A 24,203-nucleotide genomic window follows, 5' to 3' on the forward strand; every position below is an offset into this window, starting at 1 on the left:
TTATCTTCTGTCATTTTTAATCTCCTAAACATTAGGAGACCATTAAATCGTACTGAAAATGATCAACAAATTGATCCTTTATTTTCACTTATTTTAATTAATAAATATGGCATAACGCACGATTTTAAGCCATAAGTGACAACTTAATCATTAAATTGCTAGCCCAGGCGTAGCGCGGAKCTTCATGCGTTTTCCCTGATAGCCAGTCCTTACAATATTTAGAAATCGTTTCATTAACCAAAAGCTTCTGAATAAAATCTTCGATAGCGTTAACTGTAAACTGATTGCCTAGTCCATAAAAATACTCTAGAACCAAGCTTATGTTTGGATAATTCTCCGCGAACTCATCTCCTAGGTCCTTTAACCTACTAGTACTATATCGTATTGATGCATCATTTAGATCTTGATGGGTTATTTTCATATTTCCATCGTTGATAGCATTATCTATTGCATAGCTACAGAGCATCAAAACATCTCTTGGGCGATGCTGGCAAAGCTTCATCACTCGTGCCGCAGTTGATTCTTGATCTTCCTCCTCAAAAAAGTAGCTCCAAGCCTCCCCTCCAAGCTTTGGTTTTGTATTGAATGGCCTTACGAGCCTTCTCTCGACCAACTCAATAAGCTTTCTTTCTGACCACTCAAGAAACACTGAGGATGTTTCTAGTCTTGAAAATTCGTTGTCTAGAGCTCTTATTCTGTCATATATATTTTCTCTAATAAAAATATATGGTCTAATAAAGTTAGTTGAGGCTCTTAACCTAACCGCAGCATGCATTAATGCCATAAGGCAAATTATGGCTGACTCAGATCCGTCCCATGACTCATCTAACCTATCAACCAATACAATGTAATCGTAAGTACCGTTAGTAGCAATAGAGTTTGCCTCTTGTATTATTTCTTTGCTTCTTTTTATTTGCCTCAACCACAGTTTGTCGTTTTCTTTAGTATAAGCTTCAAATATTTCGTCGGTTAAATTAAGAACCCTGGAATCAAAATCACAATCTTCTATCAATCCCCTTTCGCGCTTTATGTATTCGACAGACTTATCAAACTTAAACACTCCATTCTCAGACCATGTTTTAATTATTTCGTCAACCAATGCCCGCTCCATTGAGTGCATTAATGACTTGAAAGGCCTTTGTCGAGTATCAAAAAATTCCTCATGTTCAAGAGGTAAGGTGAGAAGGTCAAAGATTTGAGGAATGATATGGATACATCTCGGAAACTTCCTTTGAACCTCAAAGGTAATTGCCGTTTTTCCAGCACCTCGCCTACCAATATAAAAACAGCTATGCCCATCTGGATCTAGGGAGCTTAGCGTAGAAGGAGTTGCAACAAATAGCTCAGGATCAGTCCTGATAATATCGTACTCAGCAAATGCTTGTCCGATCTTTACTCTTTTGAGCGCATCCTTTGGTAATTGTATTTTTCCCATATGCTCTCCATTTTAATTCGTTCCCACGCTCCTGCGTGGGAATGTATATGGGTTTTGAATCATGGGCAGGGTTCGCCACAAGATCGCCGAACTGCAATTGATCATTGTTCTAACACTAGCGGACAGCGTCACCTTTAGCGAACAAACCAGTTCAATGCCCTAGGTAGAATAATATAACACTGGTTATGTTGCTGTTTGTGTTTGAATAATAGTAAGAGCTAGATATGCATTCCCACGCAGGAGCGTGGGAACGAGAACAAGCTGACGTAATAAGATCGTCGATGCGTGTCCAGTAAAACGGATCAAGTCCAGCGGGAGCCCAACTCTCTTGTTAGGCATAATTGCGATTGTAAATTTCCTTCAGTTTTTCCACTGACATAGCAGGTTTATCTGTATGAATCATTGCATGGCAATTAGGACAAAGAGGAACTAGGTCTGTTTCTGGATTAATAATATGCTCACCGTCGCTATGAGCCAAATCTACTCGGTGATGTACATGAATATAGTCACGCCCTATATCTCCGTATAGATTTTGAAAGTTCATTCCACAGACTTGGCAGTTGCAACCAAAGTGGCGTATGCATTTTTCACGTGCCGATCGATCTCGCTCAATTGCAGTCGATACTACCGAATACCTTTTACCTTCAAAATGCACAATATCATTCGATTTCTTCGTACCTTTACACTTCGCTAATGTCCACCTAACATTCTCACCTTTTGCTACGTTGGATTCAGATGCTTCCCATAGCGCTTCAGGGTCAATGTCAGTTAAGGCAGCTTGTCGTTGATGGGAGTAGCCAAGAATTGAATTATCAGAATCAAAAATGTATGGCCCTGTTATTTCAAAGACACATTGTCTTTTACCACTTGCCGTAACTATAATTTGATCACCAATCTCAACTTCTGCATACAGGTTCCACAAACTTGGCCCTGCCATATTGGAATTGTTTACATCAGGCTGTATAGTTTCTAGCTTATTGGTTATTTCAGTAGAATTACTTGGATCCAATTCTGAAAGATCCCCAATACTTGACCAACCAATAGCAATTCGTCCAATTTCTATCATTCTTGCGAGTGCTTTTTGTGACTCTTCATGATGAGCAACTAATCGCCATACTTGCATTTTTTCTCCTTATGTCTAACGCCCGGCTCACGCGCCGATTTGGAGCCGCAAAGCGGCGGAAAATCGGTCCCTGTGCAGCCGATTGGTAAGTGTGATCTTATATCTCCGTAGCATCTGGAACATCATAGGTATTATCTGTAATTTCGCTCATCAGCCGATGATCTAGTAACACCTGCATAATAACCTTCACAGTCTGGGAGCACGGAACTATTGTGTTGTTGGCATAATCAAAATTTATGCCCCACCCCCTACTGTTACTAACTCTTTGTAGAGTCTGTATGAAATTTGGTCGGTTATAAATTCCTTTCGTTTCAATGACAGCCATTCTCCTCAACTGTATGGAATTGCTACCAACATATTCTACTATTGGCGACAAATCAGAAAATAGCCCGCTGAATGAGGGCGATTGCTGAAGCTGTGAAAAAGCTTGGACATACTCCTCACGATATTTCATTGCAGACTCAAAACCCCTTTTATTCGCAATAAACGCTGTATGACCAACAACATAAAAGTCAAAATTTTTCTCAATAGAAAAACTATTATCCTCAACGGCCGACAGTTCGCCATTAGAAAATATCATGTTTATATACTTCTTAGGATACGAGGTTTTCCATGATGAGGTAGAACGTTTTACGGCATAAATCGTTTGTTCATTTAATGTAAATTTAACCACATATCCTTTAGAACCTTTTWAATCCTTTGAGTCTGATATCCTATGTTCGCTTTCAAGGCGATCTACTAGAATTTTCAAACTATTAAAATCTGTTGAAGATGGGTCTAACGTAAGGCAGCTATTTTCGTTATTTTGCGATATGTATGTGTATGGACTGTGTTCCGTTATCCTTTCAATCTCATTCTTGACAAACTCTTTTAGCTTTCTATTTAACTTCCCCTCAGTTTGAACATAAAATGTGCGAAACTTTGAGCTCGTAGTACTGTCTTTAAAAATCCAAAGAAGCGGATTTGAGTTATCAAAGTCAAAATTTTTTAAAGCTTGGAAGTCAACAGACATTAGCCACCTCTTGCAATATAGAACTCTTGTATTGTTTGTGCGTCATATTCACCTGGGATCAAATTTCCTTTAAATAAAATCCTTACATTTCTCTCGTTGCCATTTACTTCCGCCTCTGCTTCGTATAGTTTCCAGCCAAACATGATCAAAAGCGGGTTCATTATTATTTGGCCTGACTTATAAGTTATTGCGAACATCCAAAATAGGAAAACAGCGAAACCCAAGAGCTTTTCGGGATGCTCATAGCTAATCCCCATAAACGATACAACATACGGAAATACATAATTAATAATATCGTTTGGTATTGGCTTTACCTTTGTGATCTTGGCATTGAACGGAAAAGATATTTTTTTAAGAGATATATTTGACAAAACAACCGAAAGGATAGTCAGAAGAAAAAATGCTGCAGACAGGTAGGGGTTAGCGAACGGATTAAAGTAACATTTGCTCATGTTTGAAAAATCACAAAAAGGCCGTTCCCACCACGACATAGGTATGTCTTGGACTGCTAGTATTAAAGCCAGAGGTAAATACGAGCCAATAAAAATCAAAAAGGCTGAAAATAATCTAAATTGCATTTTTAACTACCATCCGACACCTACACCCCTGCAGTAGGGGCACTTAATATTGTATTAGAGCGCAATTCACAGCTAACCATCAAACCTAACATTTAATTCATCGATAACTGTATTATCTTGAATGAGTTGAACTTTAATTTTGTTCACATCAGGTAAGTTTTGAAATGGTCCCGATAGGTCATATGACTTGTAATATAGACGAACTCGGCTACCATCAGATTCAACTTTCTTAACGTCCATTCTCATATAATTGAATTCACCACTAACTTGCCAATCTAGTTCCTTGAATGTGTTAACAAGAGTATCTGTATCTAAGCCTAACTCTGCTTTTCGAACTAAAGACTTAACGAAATCATATGTTTCTTTAGCTTCCATTTTTTCACTTTCTCCTGCGCTCTAACACCCGGCATAATAGGCGCGAGATTGCGAGCGTCCTAATTGGCGCGCTTGTTAAATTTTTAGTACCAATCTGGTTCATTTTCTTCAACAGCTACCTCAATGCCTCCCGATGTGCCAGAAATATAGAGACCGTCATCTTCGGCATTTACTAGTTCACCATCAATAAACTCATAGTGTAGGAAAACTTCAACAGTGTATATTGTTGATATAGTGCTAGTTCTGGAAGTGCTATCAAATGTGTACATTCGGCCATCTTCTCGGTCATAGATACCATTATTGAAATCTGGGCCGGTCACTGTCACTTCAAACTCTACATCTATGTCGAAGGTGACTTGGCTTTCTTCGTCATCAATGTACAGTACTGACGGCTCTATATCTCCCAGACTTATAACTGTAAGACCATCGTCCACCTCTGCATCCTCCCAAGTAGAGGAGTTGTATACATCGCATTCTTCGAGGAACTCGGTAATTTTGTGCTTGATTTTTTCCTCGTTTACGATGAAATACTGCTTTACTTGCTCGTGTCTTACACTGGTGTGGGTCGTGTATATATCTAGAAGTTTGTCTAACGATTCAACTGAAATAAAATTAGGATCATCGGCACAAAATACTTTCAAGTCACCATCATCAGATACGACATATATTTTTTCGTCATCTTGAAGATATGATTTCAATGACAGGATAGATATTGCATCAGGAAACTCTGCTTTTTTCTTACCATCACCAAACGGTGGCTTTCTATCGAAATATAAAGACAGTAACTCTTCAGGATCAACTCCATCTGCTTCTACAATTTCCGTAGAGCATGCGCTCATAAAATCATCAAACACATCTCCTGCTTTTTTGTGGATGTCTTCGTCTGGGATTTCTTCAAACAACCCCTTAACCTTATCGTAATCGAGTGATGACAGAAGCCGTGCTTTTCTTCGAAACGTTTGGATAGCACTTATAGCATCGTTAACAGAAAGCGCTATTTTTGACTTTATTTCACGGTCAACGACGCTCGTAGATACATGAAACAATTCATTAGCTTCGCAATATTTTCTAAATGATTTAAATGCAGGTCCATCAAAATGAAGGCCTGCCTTCACAAATGACTGTGTATCAATGAAGACTTTTCTCGTTTCTAGCACAATTATTCGTCCTGAAATTTAACATTGTATTAGCGCGCACTCACTTCCCCAAAACCGTTATACGCGCCTTTCCTTTATTAACTTACTGTTATTACTGGCATTTATCGCTTTTACTGGCTGTTTTTTTCCCCGCGAAAGTGTGCGTGCCGCCTGTCACGGCTGGTGCATTCACACTATCCCCAAACCTAGTAATGTAACTCATTGATGAATATATTCTTTTATTTTACTGAACTGAGAAAGCGTGAATGCATGATGAGAAAGCGTGCATCCGATTCGGCTTTCTATCCGATAAGCGGGTTAACTATCCAACCTTTCCCACGCTACCGCCCGCCGGTTTTGGGCACCCGATAGGCCATTTCCCTTTTTGTAGTAAGGATTAGCCTAACAGAGGCGTGATAACGTTTTCATTCCCTAATGTCCAAAATGTTAGCTAGCGCTAATTCTGTGAGATTGCGTCGAGGATTTGGCTGGGATCTTGCGGGTGTGTTGGTTGGGTCTAAAAAGCCAGTCGGGGCTGCCATTTTTTGTGGATGCTTCCAAAAAACGTGCAACTGGTGTTTTTTTATGCAAAATTAATCTTTATTTCACTAAATTTGTACAACAAAGTGTGATTAAGGTTGGTATAATTTTCACCACATTAACCCCCTGCACGCTCTGTCGGACATTTGTGCTGTGAATATAGACGTCAATAACCTCCTGCTCCAAAACGATATTTTACTCCTTTTTGTGGTTCTCGCCCTCGGCCTCGCGGTCGGAAAGATCAAAATTGGTAGTGTGCAACTCGGCGGATCCATCGGCGTGTTGTTCACCGCGATCATTTTTGGCAACGCGGGGTTCACCTTCTCGCCTGATACCCTCAGCATCGGCTTTATGCTGTTTATCTACTGCGTGGGGATTGAGGCGGGGCCGAACTTTTTTGGCGTCTTTTTCCGTGACGGAAAATCATACCTATTGCTTGCCTTGGCGGTGTTACTCAGCGCCATTGGCTTAACCCTGTTCTTCCAAAACCATTTGGGGTTGGATATCAGCATTGCCACCGGCATGATGGCCGGCGCGCTTACCGCCACCCCGGTATTAGTGGGCGCTAAAGATGCGCTTAACTCCGGCTTAACCGGCGCGGAAGGCGAACAGCTGGGGATGATGATTGATAACCTCAGTGTCGGCTATGCCATGGCTTACCTCACCGGCTTGGTGAGCTTGATTGTGCTGGCGAAATTGATGCCGAAGTTGCAGCGCCATAACCTTGAGCACTCCGCCCAACAGATTGCTATTGAGCGCGGCTTGGGCAGCGAATCACAGCGTAAGGTCTATTTACCCATTATTCGCGCCTATCGGGTCGGCCCTGAATTGATCGATTGGATTGATGGCCGCAACCTGCGTGAGCTGGGTATTTATCGCCAAACCGGCTGTTATATCGAGCGTATTCGCCGTAACGGCATTTTGGCTAACCCCGATGGGGATGCCATTTTGCAGCAAGGCGACGAGATTGCCTTAGTGGGCTATCCCGACAGCCATGCACGGCTGGACCCCAGCTTCCGTAACGGTAAAGAAGTGTTTGACCGCGATTTGCTCGACTTGCGCATTGTCGAGGAAGAAATCGTGGTGAAAAATGACAGCGTGGCGCAGAAAAAGCTGTCGGATTTAAACTTGTCGGAATACGGCTGCTTTTTAAACCGAGTGGTGCGCGCTCAGGTTGAGATGCCGATGGACCAAGGGATTATCCTCAACAAAGGCGATGTGCTGCAAATCAGTGGTGAGAAAAGCCGCGTAAAAGGCTTGGCCGACCGCATCGGCTTTATTTCGATTCATAGCCAGATGTCGGATTTGCTCGCCTTTTGCTGCTTCTTTATTTTGGGGCTGGGCTTAGGGATGATCACCCTCACCTTCGGTCAAGTGACCTTTGGCCTGGGTAATGCCGCTGGCTTGCTGTTAGCGGGGATCAGCCTCGGCTTTTTACGTGCCAACCACCCCACTTTCGGCTATGTGCCCCAAGGGGCGCTGAATATGGTGAAAGATCTTGGCCTCATGACCTTTATGGCTGGCATTGGACTGAGCGCCGGTAGCCGGCTATTTGATTACATCGCAGACATGGGCTTTTCGGTGATCTTGGCCAGCATTGTGATCAGTGTTATTCCAGTGATTGTCGCCTATTTGATTGGCGCGTATGTGCTGAAGATGAACCGCGCGCTCTTGTTTGGCGCAATCATCGGGGCAAGAACCTGTGCGCCGGCGATGGATATGATCAATGAGCATGCCCGCAGTACTATTCCTGCCTTGGGCTACGCGGGCACTTATGCGATTGCCAACGTTATTTTGACCTTAGCCGGCACCATGATGATTATTTTGGTGTAACGTCACGCTGGAGACGGTCGCTGAGTCAGCCAAAATTCAGTTTATTAAACCTATAATAAAGGCGTCCACCTAGGGCGCTTTTTTGTTTTACAGGGGCTTTTATGCAGGTTCTTATTATTGAAGATGACTCGATTTTAAGTCATCACCTGAACACCGAACTCAGTGAACTCGGCCACCATGTTCGCTGTGCCAGCACTGCCAGCGAAGGGCTTTATTACGCTGACCAATACCCCAATGATATTGCCATTGTTGACCTTGGTTTGCCCGATCAAGATGGCATTAGCCTAATTCGTGATATTCGCGCCAAAGGGCTGCGCCTGCCGATTTTGGTGCTCACGGCGCGCGCCAACTGGCAAGATAAAGTCACGGGCTTAGATGCCGGTGCCGATGACTACCTAGTAAAGCCGTTTCAAAAGCCGGAACTGGTGGCGCGACTAAACGCCTTGGTGCGTCGCAGTGCCGGTTTTGTGAAGCCCACTATCACCGCTGGCGATATCGAGTTAGATTTGTTGGCGAAATCGGTCACCGTCAACGGGCAAGCGCTAGAGCTCACCGCCTTTGAGTATGATTTATTTGAGTACCTGATTCGTCACAGTCGCGAAGTGATCTCGAAGCAACGCTTGCTCGATGTGCTGTATCATGACCAAGATGGCGACCCTAACACCATTGAGGTGATGATCAGTCGTCTACGTAAAAAGCTGATCCAAACCGGACACGACAACCCCATCTCGACCGTGCGTGGCCAAGGCTACCTGTTCGAGATCCAAGCTGAGTAAACCATGAAACTAGGCCAACTTACCCTTTGCCAATGTCGCCCCCGACTGCGCACCCGCGTACTCGCCACCTCCATTGGCATTATTCTCCTTTTCTCGATTGCGCTCGCGGCCTTGATTAATAAGCTGTATCAGCAAAATTCAATGGCGGCTTACTCGCGCGATCTGGCCTCACAAATTCCGATGGTGATGGCGCAGCTCAGTAAAGACGGGCTGATCCGCGCTGACCAGCTGACGGCTTGGATTCAATCGCTTGACCCGTCCAGCAGCGATTATATGTCGGTGCTATGTACGCCCGATAACCACACGCTATGGACCTCACGCGATGTGCAAGCGTTTAATATCGACGATATCTGCACACATATTCCTAACGAAGCGAAAAAGCCGCAGTACCTTTCCATTGCTGGCTTTAACGTGGTAGCGCAACGGCTTTCATCAGAAAAACAACCCGGTGATAGCGAAAACCGGCTGTTTGTGCTGCGCAACGTCGACAAACAAAAACAACAGTTAGCCGATTTAGAGGCAGAGACCTGGTTTTACATCAGTCTGCTGTTTGTCTCGGCGTCGGCACTCGTGGTTGCCGCGTGTCATTGGAGCTTTTCCCCACTGCGCCGCTTGGCCAGAGAGCTGATCGCGATTACTGAATCACGCCAGCAAACACTGGATAACGATTACCCTGACGAGCTGCAAGATGTCACCCAAGCGCTTAACCGGATGATCACCCAGCGGGAAAAGCAAAAATCCCGTTATCGCCACGCCATGGATGATTTGGCGCACAGCTTAAAAACGCGTTTATCCGCCACCAATGCCCTGCTCGATGATAATCATCTGTCGCGCGAGCAGCTGAATAAGCGGATTTTGGAGCAGGTCAGCCAGATGGATGACATGGTGCAATATCAGCTCAAACGCGCATTGGTGGGGCAATGTGGGCTGAAACGCGAAGATAGCCCACTGACCGCACCGATTGATAGCCTGACCGGCATGCTAGATAAAGCCTATCGCGATAAACCCGTGAAAGTGGTGCGAGCGTTTGATGAAAGTGCCTCTTTACCGGTGCACCGCAGTGATTTGATGGAGTTACTCGGTAACTTGCTGGAAAACGCCTATCGCTTTTGCCTTGAAACGGTGCAAATCCGGCTCGACGATCACGGCGAAGTGTGGCAATTGGCGATTGAAGACGATGGCCCCGGGGTACCAGAGCAATATCGGGAAAGCATATTCCAGCGTGGCGTACGTGCCGATCAGCTCAATCCTGGCACTGGCATTGGATTAGCGGTGTGCGATGAAATCATTGCCAGTTACGATGGCAACATCCACGCCAGCGACTCCCCGCTGCAAGGGGCGGCCTTTGTGCTGACCATTCCTAAGCGCTAAGCCAGACGGTCAGCTTAAGCGCGACGCCAATAAACCGGCCGGTGCTTTCGCGCTGCCACCAGCAGCAAACAAAAAACGCAGCCAAATCGTGGCTGCGTTTTTATGAGTAGGTAACAGGCGTGAATGCGTTTGCTCAGTGCCCGGTTTATTCTTCTTCCGGGTCGGCGAGCAAGTCGTCTTTGGCCGCCATCATGTACTGATACATCGACCAGTATGTCAGGCCTGCCGCAGCGTACAGCGCAATGTAACCTAACCATTCAATCCAAGGCGCGCCATGCCAAAGAAGCATGGTCAGTGCGAACATTTGCGAGCCGGTTTTAAATTTCCCCACCCATGAGACCGCGACGCTGGCACGTTTGCCGATTTCTGCCATCCACTCGCGCAGGGCCGAAATAATCACCTCACGCGCAATCATGGTTGCCGCCGGAATCGTGATCCAAATAGAGGCGTAGTGCTCAACAATCAGCACCATGGCTATCGCCACCATCACTTTGTCGGCGACGGGATCGAGAAAGGCACCAAAACGGGTCGATTGCTTTAAGCGACGCGCTAAATAGCCATCCAGCCAATCGGTGGCGCCAGCAATCACAAAAATCAATGCTGCCGCAAATGGCGCCCAAGCATAAGGTAGATAGTAGGCAACAACAAAGACCGGAATAAGCGCAATGCGCAAAAAGGTCAAAATGGTAGGTATATTTAGACGCATGCTCAGCTTTTTATTTTAGGATTAACTGGGTTATGGTGCCCCATTGCCACTAACCTTGCAATGAGGAATGAATTTTCTCTGCCAATGTGGCGCTGATCCCGGGCACCTTGGCGATTTCTTCAACACTGGCGTTTTTCAGCTCTTGAATACCGCCCAAGTATTTCAGCAAGGCCTGGCGACGTTTAGGGCCTACGCCATCAATTTGGGTGAGCACACTTTGCTTGCGCGCTTTGCCCCGTGCCGCGCGGTGTCCGGCAATGGCATGATCGTGGCTTTCATCACGAATATGTTGGATAAGGTGCAGCGCCGGTGAGTCGGCGGGCAGCGAAAACTCCTCGCYCGAGACCTTAATCAAGGTTTCAAGCCCCGGCTTACGGCTGGTACCTTTGGCCACCCCTAAAATGAGCGGGTTAACTGGCCAATCAGCAATCAGCGGCTCGAGCACCTCCCAAGCACGGCTAAGCTGGCCCTTACCCCCATCAATCACGATGATATCGGGGATTTTTTCTGGCTCGACTTGTTTGCTATAACGGCGCGTCAGTACCTGTGCCATCGCGGCATAATCATCGCCGCCGGTGATCCCTTCAATGTTGTAACGGCGATACTCTTTTTTCAGCGGCCCGTCTTGGTTGAACACCACGCAGGAGGCGACTGTTTTCTCGCCCATGGTATGGCTGATATCAAAGCACTCCATCCGCTTAACCGGCTCTAAGCCCAGGGTTTCTTGCAGCGCTTGATAACGATTCTGGATGGTCATCCGATGGTTGATCTTGCTGGTCAAAGCGGTGCGGGCATTGGTGTTGGCCAGCTTCAAAAAGCGGGCTCTAGCCCCGCGCGGGCGACTTTGTAGGCGCACATTGCGACCGGCTATTTCACTCAAGGTATTCGATAGCCAACCCAGATCATCACCGATATCGTCAGAAATCAGAATATGGCTGGGAATGGTGCGCCCTTCCGCTTGCGCCAGGTAAAACTGGCTGACAAAGCTTGAAACCACTTCACCAGGGTCGGTTTCTGCCGGCATCTTAGGAAAGTGGCTACGACTGCCCAGTACTTTGCCTTGGCGCAGGAAGAGCACATGAATGCACGCCACCCCGTTTTCTAATGCAAAGCCGATAACGTCGATATCATCATCGCTGTCTTGCGAGACAAACTGCTGCTCTTGTACGCGGCGCAACGCTTGGATTTGGTCACGATATTCCGCCGCCTTTTCAAATTGCAGCTGTTGGCTGGCGGTTTCCATTTTGGCGACCAAGCTGTCGATCACTTCGCGGTCTTTGCCTTGTAAAAACATACGGGCAAAATTGACTTGCTCGGCGTAGTCATCATCACTAATCAGCCCTGGCACACAAGGGCCAGAGCAGCGACCAATTTGATACATCAAGCAAGGCCGGCTGCGGTTGGCATACACCGAGTCTTCACACTGGCGAACCGGGAATATTTTCTGCAATAGGTGCAGGCTTTTGCGTACTGCATTGGCATCAGGAAAGGGACCAAAGTATTCGCCCTTTTTCTTTTTCGCGCCGCGGTGGATCGCGAGCCGCGGATGCTCGTGAGCACTGAGGTAGATATAGGGATAAGATTTATCGTCTCGCAGCAATACATTGTATTTGGGGCGATGCTGCTTGATCAGGTTGTGCTCAAGGATCAGCGCTTCGGTTTCGGTGTGGGTCACCGTCACCTCTACATCGGCGATGTTACGCACCAAGGCTTTGGTTTTCTCACTGGAAACCTGGACCCGAAAGTAGCTGGCTAGGCGTTTGCTGAGATCTTTGGCCTTACCCACATAGATAATCTCACCCGCGGCGTTCATCATGCGATAAACGCCGGGCTGGTGAGGAACGGTTTTCAGAAAACTTTTGGCATCGAAGGTGTTCGGCACTGCGCGGTCTCGTACTACATTACTTCGCGTTACAAGGTTTCGGTATCTAACATGCCGTGCCTGATGGCAAGGTGGGTCAATTCCACATCACCATTAATGCCCAACTTGCTGAATAAGCGATAACGGTAACTGTTCACCGTTTTCGGGCTCAGGCTAAGCTGCTCGGATATGTCGGTAACTTTTTGCCCTTTGGTGATCATTAGCATGATCTGCAATTCACGCTCTGACAGCTCTTTGAAAGGATTATCTGAAGAGGCAGAGAACTGACTAAGCGCCATTTGCTGGGCAATGTCCGGTGAGATATAACGCTGGCCACTGTTGACCATGCGGATCGCGTTCACCACTTCATCGGCACCGGCGCCTTTGGTCAGGTACCCCGCGGCTCCCGCTTGCATGACCTTGGTGGGGAACGGGTTTTCTGTATGGATCGTGAGCACGATAATCTTGGCGTCCGGCGAGTAACGAAGCAACTTGCGTGTCGCTTCCAACCCACCGATGCCTGGCATATTCATGTCCATTAGGACAATATCGGCGTGATTTTGCCGGCACCACTTGAGTGCAGCTTCACCGCTGTCGGCTTCCCCTACCACTTTTATGCCACGAACGTCTTCTAAAAGACGTCGAATCCCTGTGCGAACCAGCTCGTGATCATCTACAAGGAACACATTGATCAATCTTGTATCTCCACTTGGTTTGGTTCGCCAACATGCTGCCACAAGGCAACGGTTGGACTTCTCTTACGCATAGTACTTGAGTTTTACCACGGATGAAAAGCCAACAACAGAGCGGATGTGGGCAAATGCAAATATTCATACACTAAGCCGCCAAAAAACAGTCAACCTGACTGAATTATCACCAATTTGGTGACGTTCGAGGCAAGTTGACTGCAATAAACAGCGTAAAACCCGCTTTACGTGTCAGTAATTTTTAACACTTAGCGGCTTAAACCGTTTAGATTACGACAGACCCAAACACAAGTACTTCATTTCTAGGTATTCATCGAGTCCCCAGTGTGAGCCCTCACGGCCAAGGCCCGATTGCTTCACCCCACCAAAGGGCGCGACCGCGGTCGAAATCAAGCCAGTGTTGATCCCTACCATGCCGTATTCCAGTGCTTCGGCCACACGGTGCACCCGGCTAATGTCTTTGGCATAAAAGTAAGACGCCAACCCAAATTCCGTATCATTGGCCATGGCGATGGCGTCCGCTTCTTCTTCAAAAGAAAACAGCGGTGCCACGGGGCCGAAGGTCTCTTCTTTGGCTATCCGCATCGCTGGGGTCGCGTATTTAATCACCGCCGGTTGGGTGTAGTTTTCTCCCAGCTCAGGGCACGCGCCACCCAGCTCAATCGCCGCACCTTTTTGCTTGGCATCGTCCAGATGGGCATTCACTTTGTCCATTGCCCCCTTATTGATGAGCGGGCCGATGTCCACGCCGTCGTCGGTGCCTTTACCCACCTGCAATTGACTCACCGCCTGGATAAACTTTTCTGCAAAGGCTTCATACACGCCCGATTGCACGTAGATGCGGTTCACACAGACACAGGTTTGCCCTGCGTTACGAAACTTCGCCGCAATGGCCCCTTCAACCGCGGCATCAATATCGGCGTCATTAAACACAATGAAAGGCGCATTGCCGCCCAGCTCCAGCGAGAGCTTTTTAATGGTTGGGGCGCATTTTTCCATCAACTGTGCGCCGATTTCGGTCGAGCCGGTAAACGAGAGCTTACGGACACGTCTGTCAGCACATAAGGTATCACCGATGGGGCCCGACGCTCCGGTCACCACACTGATCACCCCAGCTGGCAGCCCGGCTCGTAACGCGAGCTCACCGAGGGCCAGGGCCGATAGCGGCGTGTCACTGGCAGGCTTCACCACCATGGTACAACCCGCCGCCAATGCTGCGGCCGCTTTACGGGTAATCATCGCCGCTGGAAAGTTCCACGGGGTAATCGCCGCGGTCACGCCAATCGGCTGCTTGATCACTGAAATGCGTTTATCCGCTTGCTCCGCGGGAATGGTCGCGCCATACACTCGCTTCGCTTCTTCTGCAAACCACTGTAAAAACGACGCCGCGTATTGGATCTCGCCCGCGGCTTCTTTTAGCGGCTTGCCTTGCTCAGCCGTCATGATTGCGGCTAAATCATCTTTGTGCTCGAGCATCAGCTCGTACCAGCGATAAAGCACGTCAGCCCGCGCTTTGGCGGTTAAATCTCGCCATTCGGGTAGCGCAGCATCCGCGGCATCAATGGCGCGGCTAGTTTCCTCCGCCCCCATATTAGGTACCGTCGCCAAGTGCTCTCCGTTCGCAGGATTGGTCACTGCGCGGGTTTGTTGGCTGTCGGCATCGACCCACTTCCCATTGATCAGTGCCTGTGTTTTTAAAAGCTCAGGATCCTGCAAATGCATAGTGGCTCCTTATTGGTTGAGGAAAAGATAATCTTTGAGGAAAAAGATGGTCATAGCGTGATAAGGGCACCTTGCCAGCTAAGACACAGTACGACAAGATAAGGCGCAATACTGTTAATAATAAGCCAGTAAAGCCATCTTGCCTACGTGATTAGATAGTCAGTGGCGAGCTCGTCAGTGAAGACAATGAGTGACTCGGTTCGTTGCTAATCAGACAGTCACGCTCGGTTTTACAACATAAGGCTGACCCTCAGGTGCAAACACAGCTGGCCTCTCAAACCGATAAAGGATGCTCTATGCGTATTTTTAGCCAGTTCGACAGCGGGAATATTCGCGTTGTTAACGATGACGACATCAACAACATTCAACTTGCCATTCACCACGACAATCAGTCTGAGTTTTATCAGTGGTTCCACTTTCGCTTAGAGGCGCAAGTGAATCAGGCTCACACACTGCATATTCAGCAACTGGCAGGCTCAGCCTACCCTGAAGGCTGGAAAGATTATCAGGCGGTCGCCTCTTACGATCGCGATACCTGGTTCCGCGTCCCCACGGAATTTGACGGCGATACACTGACCATTAACGTAACGCCGCAACATGGCTCGATGTATTTCGCCTACTTCGCGCCGTATAGCTATGAGCGCCACCTGGATTTAATTCACCAAGCGCAGACCTATCCACAATGTCAGCTAGAAACCCTCGGCCAAACCTTAGATGGGCGCGATATTAGCCTACTGAAAATTCGCGCTGATTTAGGGGAATCCGTCCAACCGAAAACTCCGATTTGGCTGATTGCTCGCCAACACCCAGGCGAAACCATGGCGGAATGGTTTATCGAGGGGCTGCTCGACCGATTGCTTGACGACACCGACACCACTGCCCGTGCGCTGTTGGAAAAGGCCGACGTTTACGTGGTGCCCAATATGAACCCCGACGGCAGCGTGCGCGGCCACTTGCGTACCAATGCGGTGGGCGCCAACTTGAACCGAGAATGGCAAGCCCCTACGCTTGAGCGCAGCCCCGAGGTGTATCATGTTCGTGCGCGTATGGAGCAAACAGGGGTGAAAATGTGCCTCGATATCCACGGTGATGAGGCGATCCCATATAACTTTGTTGCCGGTTGCGAGGGGATCCCTTCTTACGATGCGCGTATGGCGGATTTAGAGGACAGGTTTAAGCGTGCCCTGCTCACCGTGACGCCAGAGTTCCAAGACGAGCACGGCTATGACAAAGACGCACCTGGCAAGGCCAATCTGACCGTGGGCTCAAACTGGATTGGTGAGCGCTTTAAATGCTTGTCGTACACAGTTGAAATGCCATTTAAAGATCATAACGACCAACCGGACCCGGATTTTGGTTGGTCACCTGCGCGCAGCCAAGCCTTCGGTCGCGATATGCTCAGTGCCATCCTCAATGTGGTGGATGCACTCTAGCGCGCACTGAATCAATAACACCTTATGAAAGCCGGTGCCGTGTCATCGGCTTTTTCTATTTGAGTGATTGATAAATTCAACTTGGGCGAGCGACGTCACCCGCTTATATTAGACACAAATAATTCAACGAGGAAACCCAATGACAACCTTGACCTCACGCTGCCCTCACTGCCAAGCCATGAACCGTATTCCAAGCGAGCGGGTGAATGACGCGCCCAAATGCGGCAAGTGTCAGTCTGATGTGCTGGACGGTAAACCGATTGAGGGCACCAGCGAAAACTTTAACGCGTTGCTAAATAGCGATGTGCCTGTCGTGGTCGATTTTTGGGCCCCATGGTGTGGCCCATGCCAAAGCTTCGCGCCTGCCTTTGCGGCAGTGGCCGAGCAAGAAGAAGGCCGCGCACGTTTTGTTAAAATCGATACCGAAGCGCAGCAAGCATTGGCGGCGCAATATCGTATTCGTAGCATTCCGACGCTAATGGTATTTAAAAACGGCGAGCGCGTTGACGTACTCAACGGTGCCCTGCCACAAAATGCCTTTAGCGACTGGTTGAGCCAGCACCTTAGCTAATCGCTATTCGCTAACCACTATTTCACAATAATAGCGCGGCGCTACACCTTCAGCGCCGCGCCCTGTTTTACCGCGCGGATCGCCACATTGGTATTGATGTCTTTGACCATCGCCAAGGTTTGTAGCTGGCGCATAAAGGCTTCATAGTGCGGTAAATCTCGCGTCACCACTTCCAATAAATAGTCATAAGTACCTGAGATCACGTGGCCGTTGATGACTTCATCCATTTCCACCAGTGCGTGCTCGAAGGTAACAATCGCCTCTTCTCGGTGATTGCTCAAACTCACGTTGACAAAAAAGGTCATGTTAAGCCCAATCCGCTGGCGGTCGAGCGTAACCTGATAGGATGCTATCACCCCATCGGCTTCCAGCTTTTTGATTCGTCTTGCACAAGGCGAAAACGACAACCCAACGGCATCAGCGATTTCCGCCGTGGTGCGGCGCGCATCGTCTTGTAACAGCGCCAGAATGGCTTTGTCTTTACTGTCCAAACCCTCTCCTTGGTAATTTTCATCAACTATTCACTAATATCCGATGATAACCACTAATAGGGGATGAAACTACCCGTTAATTTGCCACCAATCCCTCCCTTGACGCTGCCACACTAACTGCATCCATTATCAAGGAAGTGATCAACCATGCCTGCCACCTCTCAACGTTTATTAGGCCTCGCCGCCATGCTTGTCACCGTGACCATTTGGGCGAGYCTGTTTATCTCCCTGCGTCAGGCCAGCCAGTCGGTATTAACCAGTGGCGATATTGCTCTACTGCGCTTTTTGCCTGCGGCGCTGCTATTTGGTTGGCTGAGTCGTCATCGTGTGCGCCATATTTTTGCCGTGCCCAAACGTTATCTGTTTGCGATTGCCTTCGGGGCGGGTTTACCGTTTTATCTGCTCGCTGCCACAGGTATGCAGTTTGCCCCTGTCGCCGATGGCGCCTCGTTAATTCCTGGGATCTTGCCACTGTTTGTCTCCGCCATTGCTTGGAGCGTTTATGGCGAGTCGCTCTCGGTGGGACGACGATTAGGGATTGGGTTGATCGTGATCGGCATTGGCGCATTTTTGTGGCATTCTCTGTTCTTCTCACCGTGGAGCGTCACCCAAGGTCATTTGATTTTGCTCGCAGCCAGCATCAGCTGGGCGTGGTTTACTATTGGCGTGCGTGTCACGGGCTTAAATGCCGCAGAAGCCGGAGCGGTATTAGCGATGTCAGCCGTCTTGCTGCTGCCTGTGGGCGCGATGAGCGGGCTTATCTCGTTTAATCTGCTCCAAGCCCCTCTCGGTGAGCTGGGCTACCATGTGCTCGCGCAAGGTTTGGGTGTGGGGATCATTGCCAATTACAGCTATGCATTTGCGATTCGCCGCTTAGGTGCAGAAATGAGTGCCGCAATAGGTGCATTCACGCCGGTGGTGGCGGCGCTGATCGCCATTCCTGTGTTCTCAGAAACCGTCAGCCTGCTCACCGTGGTGGCGATGGCGTTGATCGTATTCGGTGCGGTGCTCGCCAGTGAGGGGATAAAGTGGCGACGCACACAAACAAAAAGCGGCCCGCAGGCCGCTTAATCTGTGATTCGACGTAAACGCTATCCGGTTAGAGATAGTCGCCTCGACGCAAGGCATCGATACGTTTTTCTAGCGGTGGGTGAGTCATAAACAACTCACTCAGCGTTTTCTTACCGTTGATGCCAAATGCCATCATTGAGCCTTCCAGTTTCGGCTCGTGACTGACTTTTAAACGCTCCAGCGCCGCAATCATTTTCTGTTTGCCTACCAGCTGCGCAGAGCCTGCATCGGCGCGGAATTCGCGATGACGGCTAAACCACATGGTGAGAATGCTAGCCAGAATACCAAACACGATTTCTAGCACTGACGACACCAAGAAGTACATCATCCAGTTGCCACCGCCTTCGCCTTCTTCGTCGCTGTTCATGCCACTGACCGCGCCTGCGATCACACGAGAGATAAAGATCACGAAGGTGTTCACTACCCCTTGCATCAAGGTCATGGTGACCATGTCGCCGTTAGCAATATGGCTGACTTCGTGCGCCAGTACCGCTTCCGCTTCATCACGGGTCATGCTTTGTAGTAACCCCGTTGATACCGCGACCACGGAGTCGTCACGTTTTGCCCCGGTGGCAAATGCGTTGATATCGGGCGAGTTATAAATCGCCACAGTAGGCATGCCAATGCCAGCACGCTGAGCCTGTTGGCTAACGGTGTTCATCAACCAGTGCTCGGTTTCATTGCGTGGATGCTCAATCACTTGCGCCCCTACTGAGCGAAGTGCCATGGATTTTGACATCAGCAACGAAATAATTGAGCCGCCAAAACCGAATACAGCCGCCAATACCAGCAACCCAGACAAGCTGCCCGGTTGCATGCCTGTCACGGCATAAATGATATTCAGCACAATGCTAAATACGACCAGTACCGCAAGGTTGGTAGCGAGAAATAATCCTAAGCGTTTCATGGTGTGTCTCCGTTGCTTAAACCCAGTGTTTAGCGCTTATTTGTTTTAATGATAAAAATAGTATGGGCATTAATGATAAAAACAATCCTTTGATGCAATTTGTTACGAATAAATCCCAGTCGTCGCTTGTGGCGCCCGTACCATCCAGCTCTCTGCACCGACCAGTTAGTGTGGCACGTTATTTCGATCTGATCTAAACAAATTGTGATATCGCGCAACTCTTAATTTTTAACAATCCATTCAAACATTTAACAAGCATCGAGACAGAAAAGCCCAATAAAAAAGACAAAAACAACCCAATATAGACTTTGGTCGAGTTGTCATCGCAGTTTACTCAGGCTAATTTATGCGCAGCTGTTTAAAACTATGACGCCGATGCACTGCGTAAGACAACAAAGTAATGGGCAGTCGGCGGTCATATCAACCATTAAGTTTATAACCACCCAGTGTGGACAACCTAACCTTAACAACGCAACGCGTTATCAATGGAGTGAGACCATGGCAGAGCAAGAAAACTACCGAGTCGCTATCGACATCTTAACCTGTCATCTCGGCATGAGCTTCGATGAAGCCTGCTCAGAGCTTGGGTTAGCGTCGGATGACGCGACAGCGGCGCGCCAAATGGCCGAGGTTCAGCAAAGCCTAATGGGTGTTCGAGACGACCAGAAGTAATTGTCTACCCGCATTGACTACCTGAATAGACAAAAAGCCAGCACAGCGCTGGCTTTTTTGATCGCTACATTCTCGCAATATGTTTACAACGGCTCAATATCTAAGTGGCTCGCGCATTGTGCTGGCGAGGCATCGGCAGCAAACGGCAAGTGCCCCAGACAGGGTGCATCTAAATGCGCATCAAGATAACGCACCATTTCGTCACTGTGCTGCGCCTTGGGATCAACGGCGTTTGCCACCCATCCGGCTAACCTAAGCCCGCGTGCGCGAATGGCCTCTGCGGTGAGTAAAGCATGGTTTAAACAGCCAAGTTTAATCCCCACCACCATGATCACTGGCAGTTGGTGGGCAACCACCCAATCGGCCAGCGTTTCAGTCTCACTGAGTGGCACTTGCCAGCCTCCAGCCCCTTCGACCAATACCGGACTAGCCTGCTGTTTTAAATGCGAGAGCCCATCGCTCAGCACCTGGGTATCGATGGGCTTGTTCGCTAACACGGCCGCCCAGTGCGGCGAGCACGGCGTTTCTAACAACACTGGATTGATCGCGGCATACGGCAATGCGAACGCACTGGCGTGCTGCAAAGTGACAGCGTCACTATTTAGTTGGTAATCAGGCGCTAAATCGGCACCAGCGGCGACAGGCTTGTAGCCCACCGGTTGATAACCTTGTTTGATAAAAGCGTGCAACAGCGCCGCCGTGGTATAGGTTTTCCCCACTTCGGTGTCGGTGCCGGTAATAAAGTAACTGTCATGCATGATGGTGAATCACTATGTAGCCAATTTGATAGGTCGCCGGTAAGGTGTTGGCGGCAAGTGCAAAACGCTGATACGCCTTTTCTACCGCGCTAAACTGCGCTCTTGTCGCCAGCCCTTGCTGCCCCGCACCTTGGGGACGATAAGTGGCGCCAATGCCTTTTAAGCTTTTCATCACCGCATGGGCATTGGCAAAGGTGAGCTGTTCGCTTTCTTGCAACACGGTTGCGTGCCTAAGCCCGGCGCGTTGGGTCGCCTGCTGTAATCCAGACAACGTGATAAAGCGGTTCACCCGTGATGTGCCGCATGCTTGTTGCCACGCGCTGTCGAGTTCACACAGTGATCCAGTGAGCAGTGTCGAAACAAGAATTTGTCCGCCGGGTTTAACGACCCGACTCAGCTCCGCCAATGGCACATGCAAATCGTCACACCATTGCAGCGCTAACGAGCTAAATGCCAGATCGACACTGTTGTCGGCCAGTGGCAAATGCTCCGCATCAGCTTGTACGCCTAGCATGGCATTGCCGCAGCGCGCTTTTGCCGTCGCAAGCATAGGGGCGCTGAGATCCAGTCCAATCACTGTCCTAGCGTGAGTCATCCACTGCTGGGTGAAATAGCCGGTGCCACAGCCGACATCTAAGACGGTGCCATGTCGGACAGCTTTCCGCTCTGACTCAGCCAATGCCATTAACCGATGGCCGACACGGCGCTGCAGCGTCGCACTATCATCATAATGGGGCGCGGCGCGGCCAAACGCTCTGGCAATCGCTTGTTTATCGGCGACGGTCATGGCGTCACCTCGCACGCTTTGCCGCTCGCTAATACCGGCTTCAGCGCCTCGATCAGTGCAGTGATATCTGTTTTTTGGTGCTGTGCCGACAAGCTGATCCGCAGACGTGCAGTGTTAGGGGGGACAGTCGGAGGGCGAATCGCTCCTACTCGAATGTGCGCCTTCATCAAAGCCTGATTTACCTGCTGTAACGCTACCAAATCGCCGATAATCAGCGGCTTGATCGGGCTAGGCGTCGCGAGCAGTTGCGGGAAGGGCTGCCGATTACCAGCGTGCGGTTCGAAAGCAGACGTCGTCTCTAACCAGTCGTGGAGCCCTTGCATTAACTGTTCGGCATGAGCGCTGAGTGTTTCTCGCCGCCAGTGCTCTGTTCGTGCCAACCTAATCGCATCCTCGATGAGTGCCGCTTGCGCAGGTGGCATGGCCGTCGAGTACACATAATGGCGAGCAAACTGGCGCAAATAATCAATAATGGTGGGAGAGGCCAGCACTGCCGCCCCAGCGACGCCCAAGGCTTTTCCAAACGTCACGATTAAAATATCTGGCCGTGCGCCACGACTGATACTGCCCTCACCTTCTTGCCCTAACACGCCAATCCCATGCGCATCATCCAGTGCCCAGAGCGCCCCCGATTGGTTGGCAATCGCGGCAAGGCTTTCGGTTGGCGACACATCACCATCCATGCTGAATACCCCTTCTGAGACAATCAGCGATGCGGACGGCTGGGTTTGTTTCGCGAGCTGTTGGCGAAGGTGTGCCATGTCGTTATGACGAAAACGGCGCTGTGTGGCAGGGCTCAATACACCAGCCTCAATCAAGGAGGCATGGTTGAGTTTGTCTTGAAACAAGACATCGTCTTTACCTAACAGCGTAAAGAGCAAGGCTTGGTTGGCGGCAAAACCACTGTTAAACAGTATCGCTTGCGGGTAACCGAGCCAGTCACACAGCTGATCACAAAGGGATTGATGCGCCGCGGTAAAACCAGATACCACCGGCGACGCCGTTGCACCCACACCCCAGCGTTCAAGGTGCTGCTGCGCCTTTTTGACCAGCCGCGGGTCTTGCGCAAGGCCCAAGTAATCATTCCCCGCAAAGTTGCGCCATGACTCGGCGACGGCATTGTCACCACTTTGCCGCCATAAGCCTTGTTGCTGGCGAGCGACCAGTTCGCCTTGGTAACGACGGGTCAGCGCTGATGTTGTATCAGTCATGGGGAMTTAGACACTGGCATCGTAGAACAAATCGCCCTCTTGCGGGCGCGCTGCCACTCGCTCGGCCACTTGCTCAAGTAAGTCGTGCTCAGTGACTTGATCGGGCTTTTGGCTGACCGCTTCGCGATTAATACCCAGCTTTTTAAATAGCTGCATATCCGCGTCTTCATCCGGGTTTGGTGTGGTCAACAGCTTGCAGCCGTAGAAGATCGAGTTCGCGCCAGCCATAAAGCACAAGGTTTGCATTTGCTCGTTCATGTCTTCGCGTCCAGCAGACAGCCGCACTGCCGATTTGGGCATCATGATCCGCGCCACCGCAATAATGCGGACAAAATCGAACGGGTCGACGTCATCGACGTCCTCAAGCGGTGTGCCTTTCACTTTGACAAGCATGTTGATCGGCACGCTTTCTGGGTGAGCCGGCATGTTGGCGAGTTCAACCAGCAAACCAGCGCGATCGCGAGCACTTTCGCCCAGCCCAATAATGCCGCCGGAACACACCTTCATCCCCGCGTCTCGCACATTAGATAAGGTATCTAGGCGTTCTTGATACGTCCGCGTGGTAATAATATTGCCGTAAAACTCAGGTGAGGTATCGAGATTGTGATTGTAGTAATCCAAACCCGCCTCGGACAAGGTCTTGGCTTGCTCCGCATCCAACATGCCCAGAGTCATACAGGTTTCCAACCCTAATCCTTTGACGCCTTGGATCATATCGAGCAAATACGGCATATCGCGTTGCTTGGGGTTTTTCCACGCCGCCCCCATGCAAAAGCGCGTCGCGCCTGAAGCTTTGGCTTTTTCTGCCGCTTCGAGCACGCGTTCCACTTCCATTAACCGCTCTTTCTCAACATCGGTGCGATACCGCGCACTTTGCGGACAATACTTGCAATCTTCTGGACACGCGCCGGTTTTGATCGATAACAGCGTGCTGACTTGCACTTGGTTAGCAGGATGATATTCACGATGCACTTGCTGCGCTTCAAACAGCAAATCCATAAAGGGTTTATCGAACAATGCTTGCACTTCCTGTGCGGTCCAGTTGTGTCTTATTTCCACGCGGTTTTCCCCGTTGTTGTCGTTTTAATGCTTGGCTAGTCTACCCACAGACGTTAACCTGTCAACAC

General features: G+C 49.2%; 23 protein-coding genes. 7 read left to right on the forward strand and 16 right to left on the reverse strand.

Features of this window, described 5'->3' with window-relative positions; genetic code table 11:
- Window positions 1–124: 124 nt before the first annotated feature.
- From BZG23_RS12415 to BZG23_RS12440, 6 genes are all read right to left on the reverse strand, one after another.
- A complete protein-coding gene (locus tag BZG23_RS12415; protein WP_241837218.1) occupies window positions 125–1,435 on the reverse strand; it encodes a P-loop ATPase, Sll1717 family in 1,311 nt (436 codons plus the stop codon).
- 331 nt (window positions 1,436–1,766) lie between these two features.
- Complete coding sequence (locus BZG23_RS12420; RefSeq protein WP_077607113.1) at window positions 1,767–2,558, reverse strand: HNH endonuclease; 792 nt, start codon at window positions 2,556–2,558, stop codon at window positions 1,767–1,769.
- Window positions 2,559–2,655: 97 nt separating this feature from the next.
- On the reverse strand, window positions 2,656–3,570 hold the full coding sequence (locus tag BZG23_RS12425) for a DUF4868 domain-containing protein (protein WP_077607114.1): 915 nt from the start codon (window positions 3,568–3,570) through the stop codon (window positions 2,656–2,658).
- Complete coding sequence (locus tag BZG23_RS12430; RefSeq protein ID WP_077607115.1) at window positions 3,570–4,148, reverse strand: hypothetical protein; 579 nt, start codon at window positions 4,146–4,148, stop codon at window positions 3,570–3,572. The genes BZG23_RS12425 and BZG23_RS12430 overlap by 1 nt, the downstream gene beginning before the upstream one ends.
- Window positions 4,149–4,220: 72 nt before the next feature.
- On the reverse strand, window positions 4,221–4,523 hold the full coding sequence (locus BZG23_RS12435; protein WP_077607116.1) for a hypothetical protein: 303 nt from the start codon (window positions 4,521–4,523) through the stop codon (window positions 4,221–4,223).
- Window positions 4,524–4,606: 83 nt separating this feature from the next.
- A complete protein-coding gene (locus BZG23_RS12440; RefSeq protein ID WP_077607117.1) occupies window positions 4,607–5,680 on the reverse strand; it encodes a PIN domain-containing protein in 1,074 nt (357 codons plus the stop codon).
- 672 nt (window positions 5,681–6,352) lie between these two features.
- On the opposite strand from BZG23_RS12440, the gene BZG23_RS12445 reads away from it, so the two are divergent.
- The 3 genes from BZG23_RS12445 (at window position 6,353) to BZG23_RS12455 (ending at window position 10,179) form a co-directional block, all read left to right on the forward strand.
- Window positions 6,353–8,032 (forward strand): aspartate:alanine antiporter, encoded by a 1,680-nt coding sequence (locus tag BZG23_RS12445; RefSeq protein WP_077607118.1) that lies wholly within the window; start codon window positions 6,353–6,355, stop codon window positions 8,030–8,032.
- Window positions 8,033–8,133: 101 nt separating this feature from the next.
- Complete coding sequence (locus BZG23_RS12450) at window positions 8,134–8,808, forward strand: response regulator (RefSeq protein WP_046073104.1); 675 nt, start codon at window positions 8,134–8,136, stop codon at window positions 8,806–8,808.
- Window positions 8,809–8,811: 3 nt separating this feature from the next.
- On the forward strand, window positions 8,812–10,179 hold the full coding sequence (locus tag BZG23_RS12455; RefSeq protein WP_046073103.1) for an ATP-binding protein: 1,368 nt from the start codon (window positions 8,812–8,814) through the stop codon (window positions 10,177–10,179).
- 145 nt (window positions 10,180–10,324) lie between these two features.
- Here the strand turns inward: BZG23_RS12455 and pgsA are convergent, their stop codons facing one another.
- From pgsA to BZG23_RS12475, 4 genes are all read right to left on the reverse strand, one after another.
- Complete coding sequence (gene pgsA / locus BZG23_RS12460) at window positions 10,325–10,885, reverse strand: CDP-diacylglycerol--glycerol-3-phosphate 3-phosphatidyltransferase (RefSeq protein WP_046073102.1); 561 nt, start codon at window positions 10,883–10,885, stop codon at window positions 10,325–10,327.
- A gap of 49 nt (window positions 10,886–10,934) precedes the next feature.
- Window positions 10,935–12,767, reverse strand: coding sequence for an excinuclease ABC subunit UvrC (gene uvrC, locus BZG23_RS12465; RefSeq protein WP_077607119.1), 1,833 nt, complete (start codon window positions 12,765–12,767; stop codon window positions 10,935–10,937).
- Window positions 12,768–12,796: 29 nt separating this feature from the next.
- Window positions 12,797–13,441 (reverse strand): UvrY/SirA/GacA family response regulator transcription factor, encoded by a 645-nt coding sequence (uvrY, locus tag BZG23_RS12470; protein ID WP_046073101.1) that lies wholly within the window; start codon window positions 13,439–13,441, stop codon window positions 12,797–12,799.
- 282 nt (window positions 13,442–13,723) lie between these two features.
- Window positions 13,724–15,175, reverse strand: a complete 1,452-nt coding sequence (locus BZG23_RS12475) for an NAD-dependent succinate-semialdehyde dehydrogenase (protein WP_077607120.1) — start codon at window positions 15,173–15,175, stop codon at window positions 13,724–13,726.
- A 296-nt stretch (window positions 15,176–15,471) separates the two neighbouring features.
- Between BZG23_RS12475 and BZG23_RS12480 the strand changes: the two genes are divergently transcribed.
- A complete protein-coding gene (locus BZG23_RS12480; protein ID WP_046073099.1) occupies window positions 15,472–16,608 on the forward strand; it encodes a M14 family metallopeptidase in 1,137 nt (378 codons plus the stop codon).
- Window positions 16,609–16,747: 139 nt separating this feature from the next.
- Complete coding sequence (trxC, locus tag BZG23_RS12485; RefSeq protein WP_077607121.1) at window positions 16,748–17,179, forward strand: thioredoxin TrxC; 432 nt, start codon at window positions 16,748–16,750, stop codon at window positions 17,177–17,179.
- Window positions 17,180–17,220: 41 nt separating this feature from the next.
- Here the strand turns inward: trxC and BZG23_RS12490 are convergent, their stop codons facing one another.
- Window positions 17,221–17,670, reverse strand: a complete 450-nt coding sequence (locus BZG23_RS12490) for an Lrp/AsnC family transcriptional regulator (RefSeq protein WP_074212533.1) — start codon at window positions 17,668–17,670, stop codon at window positions 17,221–17,223.
- A gap of 147 nt (window positions 17,671–17,817) precedes the next feature.
- Between BZG23_RS12490 and BZG23_RS12495 the strand changes: the two genes are divergently transcribed.
- The gene (locus BZG23_RS12495) at window positions 17,818–18,741 is read left to right on the forward strand and encodes a DMT family transporter (protein ID WP_077607122.1); all 924 of its coding nucleotides are present in this window, start codon (window positions 17,818–17,820) and stop codon (window positions 18,739–18,741) included.
- A gap of 28 nt (window positions 18,742–18,769) precedes the next feature.
- On the opposite strand, the gene htpX is transcribed toward BZG23_RS12495, so the two are convergent.
- A complete protein-coding gene (htpX, locus tag BZG23_RS12500; protein ID WP_077607123.1) occupies window positions 18,770–19,648 on the reverse strand; it encodes a protease HtpX in 879 nt (292 codons plus the stop codon).
- A 498-nt stretch (window positions 19,649–20,146) separates the two neighbouring features.
- On the opposite strand from htpX, the gene BZG23_RS16670 reads away from it, so the two are divergent.
- The gene (locus BZG23_RS16670) at window positions 20,147–20,320 is read left to right on the forward strand and encodes a hypothetical protein (protein WP_046073094.1); all 174 of its coding nucleotides are present in this window, start codon (window positions 20,147–20,149) and stop codon (window positions 20,318–20,320) included.
- 83 nt (window positions 20,321–20,403) lie between these two features.
- Here BZG23_RS16670 and bioD read toward each other — a convergent pair whose 3' ends face one another.
- Genes bioD through bioB form a run of 4 tightly spaced genes read right to left on the reverse strand, consistent with a single transcriptional unit; the run spans window position 20,404 to window position 24,135 of the window.
- The gene (gene bioD / locus BZG23_RS12505; RefSeq protein ID WP_077607124.1) at window positions 20,404–21,078 is read right to left on the reverse strand and encodes a dethiobiotin synthase; all 675 of its coding nucleotides are present in this window, start codon (window positions 21,076–21,078) and stop codon (window positions 20,404–20,406) included.
- On the reverse strand, window positions 21,071–21,865 hold the full coding sequence (gene bioC, locus BZG23_RS12510) for a malonyl-ACP O-methyltransferase BioC (protein WP_108743736.1): 795 nt from the start codon (window positions 21,863–21,865) through the stop codon (window positions 21,071–21,073). Before bioC ends, bioD begins: the two co-directional genes overlap by 8 nt.
- A complete protein-coding gene (locus BZG23_RS12515; protein ID WP_077607126.1) occupies window positions 21,862–23,076 on the reverse strand; it encodes an aminotransferase class I/II-fold pyridoxal phosphate-dependent enzyme in 1,215 nt (404 codons plus the stop codon). Before BZG23_RS12515 ends, bioC begins: the two co-directional genes overlap by 4 nt.
- Window positions 23,077–23,082: 6 nt before the next feature.
- Window positions 23,083–24,135, reverse strand: coding sequence for a biotin synthase BioB (gene bioB / locus BZG23_RS12520; protein WP_046073091.1), 1,053 nt, complete (start codon window positions 24,133–24,135; stop codon window positions 23,083–23,085).
- Window positions 24,136–24,203 lie beyond the last annotated feature (68 nt).

Origin of the sequence: Salinivibrio sp. ML290 (genome assembly GCF_001995695.1) — a bacterium.
GTDB lineage: Bacteria > Pseudomonadota > Gammaproteobacteria > Enterobacterales > Vibrionaceae > Salinivibrio > Salinivibrio siamensis.

Excerpts from the sequence above, each read along its gene's own strand:
- BZG23_RS12420 (WP_077607113.1), bottom strand. The coding sequence starts at position 2,558 with ATGCAAGTATGGCGATTAGTTGCTCATCATGAAGAGTCACAAAAAGCA.
- BZG23_RS12430 (WP_077607115.1), bottom strand. The coding sequence starts at position 4,148 with ATGCAATTTAGATTATTTTCAGCCTTTTTGATTTTTATTGGCTCGTAT.
- BZG23_RS12435 (WP_077607116.1), bottom strand. The coding sequence starts at position 4,523 with ATGGAAGCTAAAGAAACATATGATTTCGTTAAGTCTTTAGTTCGAAAA.
- BZG23_RS12450 (WP_046073104.1), top strand. The coding sequence starts at position 8,134 with ATGCAGGTTCTTATTATTGAAGATGACTCGATTTTAAGTCATCACCTG.
- BZG23_RS12455 (WP_046073103.1), top strand. The coding sequence starts at position 8,812 with ATGAAACTAGGCCAACTTACCCTTTGCCAATGTCGCCCCCGACTGCGC.
- pgsA (WP_046073102.1), bottom strand. The coding sequence starts at position 10,885 with ATGCGTCTAAATATACCTACCATTTTGACCTTTTTGCGCATTGCGCTT.
- BZG23_RS12475 (WP_077607120.1), bottom strand. The coding sequence starts at position 15,175 with ATGCATTTGCAGGATCCTGAGCTTTTAAAAACACAGGCACTGATCAAT.
- BZG23_RS12480 (WP_046073099.1), top strand. The coding sequence starts at position 15,472 with ATGCGTATTTTTAGCCAGTTCGACAGCGGGAATATTCGCGTTGTTAAC.
- trxC (WP_077607121.1), top strand. The coding sequence starts at position 16,748 with ATGACAACCTTGACCTCACGCTGCCCTCACTGCCAAGCCATGAACCGT.
- htpX (WP_077607123.1), bottom strand. The coding sequence starts at position 19,648 with ATGAAACGCTTAGGATTATTTCTCGCTACCAACCTTGCGGTACTGGTC.
- BZG23_RS16670 (WP_046073094.1), top strand. The coding sequence starts at position 20,147 with ATGGCAGAGCAAGAAAACTACCGAGTCGCTATCGACATCTTAACCTGT.
- bioD (WP_077607124.1), bottom strand. The coding sequence starts at position 21,078 with ATGCATGACAGTTACTTTATTACCGGCACCGACACCGAAGTGGGGAAA.
- bioC (WP_108743736.1), bottom strand. The coding sequence starts at position 21,865 with ATGACCGTCGCCGATAAACAAGCGATTGCCAGAGCGTTTGGCCGCGCC.
- BZG23_RS12515 (WP_077607126.1), bottom strand. The coding sequence starts at position 23,076 with ATGACTGATACAACATCAGCGCTGACCCGTCGTTACCAAGGCGAACTG.